Annotated in this window: 9 protein-coding genes and 1 tRNA gene; 3 read left to right on the forward strand and 7 right to left on the reverse strand. The window is 60.2% G+C overall.

Features of this window, described 5'->3' with window-relative positions:
- Window positions 1-256 (reverse strand): GcrA family cell cycle regulator (locus tag D620_RS0113470; RefSeq protein WP_017666346.1); only part of this gene is annotated, 256 nt, incomplete at its 3' end.
- A gap of 85 nt (window positions 257-341) precedes the next feature.
- On the opposite strand from D620_RS0113470, the gene D620_RS0113475 reads away from it, so the two are divergent.
- Window positions 342-1,244 (forward strand): ABC transporter permease, encoded by a 903-nt coding sequence (locus D620_RS0113475; RefSeq protein ID WP_081596611.1) that lies wholly within the window; start codon window positions 342-344, stop codon window positions 1,242-1,244.
- On the opposite strand, the gene D620_RS0113480 is transcribed toward D620_RS0113475, so the two are convergent.
- Together D620_RS0113480 and hspQ are read right to left on the reverse strand one after the other, a co-directional pair.
- Window positions 1,234-1,830, reverse strand: a complete 597-nt coding sequence (locus D620_RS0113480) for a hypothetical protein (protein ID WP_017666348.1) — start codon at window positions 1,828-1,830, stop codon at window positions 1,234-1,236. The two genes, D620_RS0113475 and D620_RS0113480, sit on opposite strands and share 11 nt — an antisense overlap.
- Before the next feature lie 51 nt (window positions 1,831-1,881).
- The gene (hspQ, locus tag D620_RS0113485; RefSeq protein ID WP_017666349.1) at window positions 1,882-2,262 is read right to left on the reverse strand and encodes a heat shock protein HspQ; all 381 of its coding nucleotides are present in this window, start codon (window positions 2,260-2,262) and stop codon (window positions 1,882-1,884) included.
- Between the two features lie 181 nt (window positions 2,263-2,443).
- On the opposite strand from hspQ, the gene D620_RS0113490 reads away from it, so the two are divergent.
- A tRNA-Ser gene (locus D620_RS0113490) sits at window positions 2,444-2,533 on the forward strand.
- Between the two features lie 281 nt (window positions 2,534-2,814).
- On the opposite strand, the gene D620_RS16480 is transcribed toward D620_RS0113490, so the two are convergent.
- From D620_RS16480 to D620_RS0113505, 4 genes are all read right to left on the reverse strand, one after another.
- Window positions 2,815-3,297: a hypothetical protein gene (locus D620_RS16480; RefSeq protein WP_147417966.1), complete on the reverse strand. Its 483-nt coding sequence runs from the start codon at window positions 3,295-3,297 to the stop codon at window positions 2,815-2,817.
- Window positions 3,298-3,380: 83 nt separating this feature from the next.
- Window positions 3,381-4,763 carry a hypothetical protein gene (locus D620_RS15410; RefSeq protein WP_196795294.1) on the reverse strand — a complete coding sequence of 461 codons (1,383 nt, stop codon included), beginning with the start codon at window positions 4,761-4,763 and terminating at the stop codon, window positions 3,381-3,383.
- Between the two features lie 200 nt (window positions 4,764-4,963).
- Window positions 4,964-5,293 carry a type II toxin-antitoxin system RelE/ParE family toxin gene (locus D620_RS0113500; RefSeq protein ID WP_017666351.1) on the reverse strand — a complete coding sequence of 110 codons (330 nt, stop codon included), beginning with the start codon at window positions 5,291-5,293 and terminating at the stop codon, window positions 4,964-4,966.
- Window positions 5,290-5,529: a type II toxin-antitoxin system ParD family antitoxin gene (locus D620_RS0113505; protein ID WP_017666352.1), complete on the reverse strand. Its 240-nt coding sequence runs from the start codon at window positions 5,527-5,529 to the stop codon at window positions 5,290-5,292. The genes D620_RS0113500 and D620_RS0113505 overlap by 4 nt, the downstream gene beginning before the upstream one ends.
- Window positions 5,530-5,609: 80 nt before the next feature.
- Between D620_RS0113505 and D620_RS16855 the strand changes: the two genes are divergently transcribed.
- Window positions 5,610-5,812: hypothetical protein (locus tag D620_RS16855; RefSeq protein ID WP_026092213.1), on the forward strand; the 203-nt coding region annotated here is incomplete at its 3' end.

Here is a 5,812-nt window from a genome sequence, read left to right on the forward strand (position 1 = left end):
CGGCCGGCTCGGGCGTGCGCGGGCTGGCGGCAGGCGCGGGTGCGGCGGGCTTCTTGGGCGAGGGCGCAGCGGCGGCGGGCTTCTTCTTCTCGTTCGCCTTCACCGGCGACGGGCGCGCCTTGAGGCCGAGACGGTGCGCCTTGCCGATCACCGCGTTGCGGCTGACGCCGCCCAGTTCGGTGGCGATCTCGCTGGCAGTCGCGCCGCCTTCCCACATCTTGCGGAGCGTCGCGATGCGCTCGTCAGTCCAGCTCATAGAGTTCTACCTGTTCCTCATGTCCGGCCGGGGCCGGGGGGCCGGAGCTTGTCAGCGACGCGGGCACCGCCTAGGCACCATGCCCATGGCCGATAACCCAACTGCAAACCCGCCCGGCGGCGGTGCTCCCGTGACGCAAGTGACGGCGGATGACAAGACCGGCGGGAGCTTCCGGTTCACCCCGCGCGGTGTCCCCGTGATCACGGGCATCAATCGCGTGGGGCTTTCAGCGCTCTATATGAAGGAGGTGCGGCGGTTTCTCAAGGTCCAGACGCAGACGATCTGGGCGCCGGCCTTCACGACGCTGCTGTTTCTGGTGATCTTCACCGTCGCCCTGGGGCGGGAAGGCCGCACGGTGCTGGGCGTGCCCTTCGCCACCTTCGTCGCGCCCGGGCTGATCGTGATGGCGATGATGCAGAACGCCTTTGCCAATTCGAGCTTCTCGCTGCTGGGCGGGAAGATGCAGGGGACGATCATCGATTACCTGATGCCGCCGCTGTCGCCCGGCGAGCTGATGGCGGCGATCCTTGGCGCGGCGCTGACCCGCGCGGTAATGGTGGGATGCGCGGTCGGTCTGGCGATGGCGCTGTGGCCGGGGGTCTCGCTGGGCATGGCCCACCCCTGGGCGGTCCTGTGGTTCGGCCTGATGGGATCGGCACTCTTGGCGATCATCGGCCTTGCGACTTCGATCTGGGCGGAGAAGTTCGATCACACCGCCGCGATCTCGAACTTCATTATCGCGCCCGCCTCGCTCCTGTCGGGGACCTTCTACACGATCGAGAACCTTAACGGCGTGTTCCAGGCGGTGAGCCGCTGCAATCCGTTCTTCTACGTGATCTCGGGCTTCCGCTATGGCTTCCTGGGCGCGAGCGACATCGGCGATGGTGCACATGTCGCGGCGGCGGGTGCGGGGCTGCTGGTGCTGAATGCGGCGCTGGCGGCGGGGATCTATGCGCTGCTGAGGAGCGGCTGGAAGCTCAAGAGCTGAGCGGGCGCGCGGCGATCCGGGCGATGGCCGACTGGGCGCCCATGACGTCCTCGACCGCGCCGATCACGAAGTGCTCGGTCTGCCTGTCGCCGTCGCTGTCGCGCCCGATCCTGACCGCCAGGCTAAGCGTGCCGGCCCCGTCGCGGCTCTCGCTGCGCTGGGCGGGGCCGATCCGGTCGGCGGGCACGGTGTTGACTTCGAGCTTCCGGCCGAGCGCGAGCTTGATCACGCGGCGGTCGGTGACGACATAGAGCACGCGGCCCTTCTCCCACAGCGGCACGATGGGACGCGCGAGCATCCAGCAACCGACCGCCACTAAGGGCAGGCCGAACAGCGGGAAGGCCCAGGCGATGATCCCCGGACCCTCGTCGCCCATGCCGGCAACAGCGCCGGCAGCAATCCCGGTCCAGCCGAGCGAGAAGGCGGTCCAGGGAATGGCAAAGAGGTAGATGCCGAACAGCCGTGGATCGAGCCGGGCGAGTTGCCAGCCGTGCCACAGCACGACTTCCTCGGGGCCAAGCTCGCGCTCCAGCGCAGCGCGCAGCTGCGCCATCCTTGCGTTGTCGGGCTGGTCGGGGGGCACCATGGGCCCCGCATTAGCAGGGCAAGGTTGCCAAGGCGTAAGCGTCGCGCGCGATCAGTGCGTCAGCGAGGCCCGCATCCGGTAGCGACCGTCCTTGAAGCTGTCGAACAGCTGGCGCACCGTCGGGTGATCGACCGGCCCGCCCTGCGGATCGGCGAGGAGGTTGCCCTGGCTGACATAGGCGACATAGGAGCTGTCGTCGTTCTCGGCGAGCAGGTGGTAGAAGGGCTGGTCGCGCTGCGGACGGATATCCTCGGGGATCGACTGGTACCACTCTTCGGAGTTGGCGAAGACCGGATCGATATCGAAGACGACGCCGCGGAAGGCGAACAGGCGGTGGCGGACCACATCGCCGATCCCGAAGCGGGCGCGGGTCTGGCGCGGCGCGATGATGGTGCGTCCGGCCTGGCTCGAAAAGAACTCAGCACGTTCCATGCGGAGCAATATGGACCATTGCCCGCGCAAAACAAGCATGCCCGGCGCGGCACGCGCCAGATATGCCCGCATTTTGTGCGCCCGCCCCCCTTGGCAAGGGCGAAACCTTGGGCTAACGGGCGCGGCTCTGACGCCCGCCGCCTCCCGACCAAGGCAGCCCGATACGCGCGCCAGACCTCGCGGAGAGGTGGCAGAGTGGTCGAATGCGCCGCACTCGAAATGCGGTTTACCGGCAACGGTAACGTGGGTTCGAATCCCACCCTCTCCGCCATTCAACCCATTGGAATCATTCTATTCCATGGGTTCGGTACGAAAAATCCCGTGTGTTTCAAGGGTTATAGGCATCAACCTCTCCACTGCACATGTGTGGTGCCGGCGCGAATATGCTCTCTTAGGCCTGATATTCTCCAAAGCTCTCGACTGCATCTGTTTTGGTGGATGCAATCAAGCTCTTGAATTTTAATGTTTTATATTTGGAAGAGGATTTGATTTAGAGATGGCAGCCAAAAGCTAAACGCTACCCGAATCCAACCATTTGGTTGCAGATTACGCCTATTCGCCCGACAGGTATTCACAAGAGGCAAAATCGCTCTCTAGTAGGTCGGGAAAGTCACGATAATATCCGACGTGTGACCATCTCAGGAGCCATGATTTTTCGGCTTTGAACCCACTTTCGCAGGTTATCTTTTTGGGAAATGTCTCACATGTATGGTCTGCTATCCGAAGATACATTCGGATAGCGGTTTCATCGTTTGGCGGTCCTAGGCCGGCAATTCTGATGACGTCCGCATCTAAGAGCCCTTCAAAAAAGTATATCCATTCCTGCTGACCTGAAATTAGAGCTCGGCGAAAAAACCACGCGTCTTCAAGCAAGGGCGAGGTGTAAGTGAAGGTGAATAAATGAACTCTTTCTGTCAGGGTGCCAGGATTTCCTAGATCCCCATCTTCATCAACTAGGATGCAAGGATCTGGCAGAATGCCTAAGATCGCTAACTTTTCGCTATTAGGTATTGGCGCCCAATCGATTTCAGGCATTGGAAATCTCCATATAGCCGATCGGCACTTTGAAGGTAGGATTGAACAATATCATCAAGATGCATCTTAACCCCAAGGATGTGTCATGCTGCCATATGCTTTGAGACGATATCGTGGACCTCGCTCGGATCGAACGCTACATCCCACGACCATTGCCCAAATCCTCCCACGGAATTGATTGCTCGCACCCATTCATCCAACGCTTCGCGCTTGGCCTTGTTCTGCTCGCTGTCGGTTCCCTTGATTTCCAGCGCCAATGTCTTCCCGTTCGCAAGCCTGACAATGAAATCGGGAATGTAGCGGCGGCGGGATCCCTGCCAAAGGTAATGTATCTGAAAGTTCAGATGATCGTTCTTGGCATACGCGGTCACATCATCACGGCTCTCGAAAACGTTCGCAGCGTACTGTTCCCACGCCGAGTCGCCAACCACATGGCTGATATGAGATTTGTCAGTCGGCATGTTTGGCTTGGTGGTGTACCACGCCCGCATCTGGCCGGTGCTGCCAATCGGATTCTCTTCGTCGAACACAGGCGTGAGGGCAGTGGTATTCTGCTCGGTTACGAAGCGGAGAAGATGCCGGACGACCAGGTCGATATTGAGCGCTATGAGAATACGGCGGCGGACCGGGTCACTATGGAACAGCGATGGAATGTCGATCTTGTCCGAACTTAGAAATACCTCGACTAGCCGGATAAGCTGGAAGACGAGGTATTCCTCGTTGCCCCTGAAGTTAGTTCTTAGTTCGGCAAAAGCCTTGCGCGCGGCGACGAATGTCAGTCGCTGAAGGCGGAAGTCCTCAGGCAGCAAGGACAGGTCGATAGCCGTCACCTTGCTCATGTCCGCAGCACCGCCGAGTGCGGGAGCAATTTCGGCACTGATCACTGTGGCGACTGGATCGAGGGTTAATGGCTCGACTTTTGCCCATTCAACTGCCAGTTCCGGTTTCACTACCGTCTCAATGCGGAGGACATTCGGCCACTTTAGTTCAAATGAGGCGCGGTCAGGCACCACATCAATCTGAGTGCTGGGTTTTGGTGGCGGCGGGGCATCCCCATCTTCACCGGGCTCGTAGATCGAAAGCGGTACACCAAAGACGTTTACGTACTCTGGCAGGAAAAGCCCATTTTCGTCCTTGTCGTAGCCGACACGGCGCAGCCCGCGACCAATCACCTGTTCGCATAGCAACTGTGATGTGAAGGCTCGCAGCCCCATGATGTGGGTCACATTCTTTGCGTCCCAGCCTTCTGACAGCATGGCAACCGATATGACCTTCTGGAGGTTCTGACCTGCACCGCCCCGCTTGCCGACGTTATCGATGATCTCGCGGAGGAGCTCCTCCTTCTTCATTGCCCGGAGGCGTTCCTTCTTGGTTTCAGGGATCGATGCCTCGTCGATTACCTGCTCGAGGCGGGCCTCATACCCCTTGTCCGCGCTGGCAGTCTCGCCAACCTCGGCCTTCTCCATGACCCGGGAGTCCACGCGCAGAGTTTTGCCAGGGGCCTGAAGCTCAGGCCAATGACAATCTCCTTCATTAAAGAAGTGCTCGATACGCCAGTGCAACCGCCGATAGCTGCACCATCGAAATCACGGTCCGGACTGACCAGTTGCTCGACACAGCCAAGGTGCTGACCGAGCTCGAACTGATCTGAGCCCGGATAGGGGTGTCAGTCTTCTTCGCCGTCCTGAAGCCACGATGGAATATCCCGCTGGGCATGCAGAATGCGCCAGACATCGACGTGGTCCTCACGTGCCATGAAAAACACGAGGTAGGGATAGCGTTTCAGTTTCTGGCTGCGCAGACCCGTTAGATTGAGTTCTTGCCCCCATCGCGGCGTACTGCCGGAGGGGTTTGCACCAATCTGCGCGTAGGTGGCCTCAAGCGCATCGATGAAGCCGAATGCGACATCGCGACCGGCTTCGGCGAGATAATGATCGATTGCCTGCTCAGCATCCAGCCTCGCCAGTTCGCGAGGGATCACGGGAAGCGACTTCACGAAGCAGCGTGCTGGCTGACCCTGGCGCGAAGCCCGGCAAAATAGGTCTCATCGGCAGGTGCCGTCGGAGCTGATGCCGCGCCGTCCAGCAGGAGGCCGCGCAGTTTCTGGATGTCCTGATCCTTGCGGATCAGCTCACGGACATATTCGCTACTGGTGCCGTAGCCCCGGGTGCTGACCTGCTGGTCGACGAACGACTTCAGCGTGTCCGGCAAAGAGATGTTCATCGTGCTCATGAGGGCGCGAATACCACTTTTGGCAAAAATTGGCAAGATCGCCGCTATAGCTGATCTGTCAGGATCTCATCGGAATTTTCATGACCCAAAACTGGCCGGCCCAGAGCAGCGAGCTCTGGCCGATAGAGAAGATCACGCCCTATGCGCGCAACTCCCGCACGCACTCGGACGAACAGGTCGCCCAGATTGCCGCCTCCATCCGCGAGTGGGGCTGGACCAACCGTCTCCACCACCAACATCCCGATCTCACCACCTGGAAAACCAGGCAGTCCGCTACACCATC

Origin of the sequence: Porphyrobacter sp. AAP82 (genome assembly GCF_000331285.1) — a bacterium.
Classification (GTDB): Bacteria; Pseudomonadota; Alphaproteobacteria; order Sphingomonadales; family Sphingomonadaceae; genus Erythrobacter.

Bases quoted from the DNA above. Each gene is read 5' to 3' on its own strand.
- D620_RS0113480 (WP_017666348.1), bottom strand. From the start codon at position 1,830: ATGGTGCCCCCCGACCAGCCCGACAACGCAAGGATGGCGCAGCTGCGC.
- D620_RS16480 (WP_147417966.1), bottom strand. From the start codon at position 3,297: ATGCCTGAAATCGATTGGGCGCCAATACCTAATAGCGAAAAGTTAGCG.
- hspQ (WP_017666349.1), bottom strand. From the start codon at position 2,262: ATGGAACGTGCTGAGTTCTTTTCGAGCCAGGCCGGACGCACCATCATC.
- D620_RS15410 (WP_196795294.1), bottom strand. From the start codon at position 4,763: ATGGAGAAGGCCGAGGTTGGCGAGACTGCCAGCGCGGACAAGGGGTAT.
- D620_RS0113475 (WP_081596611.1), top strand. From the start codon at position 342: ATGGCCGATAACCCAACTGCAAACCCGCCCGGCGGCGGTGCTCCCGTG.
- D620_RS0113505 (WP_017666352.1), bottom strand. From the start codon at position 5,529: ATGAGCACGATGAACATCTCTTTGCCGGACACGCTGAAGTCGTTCGTC.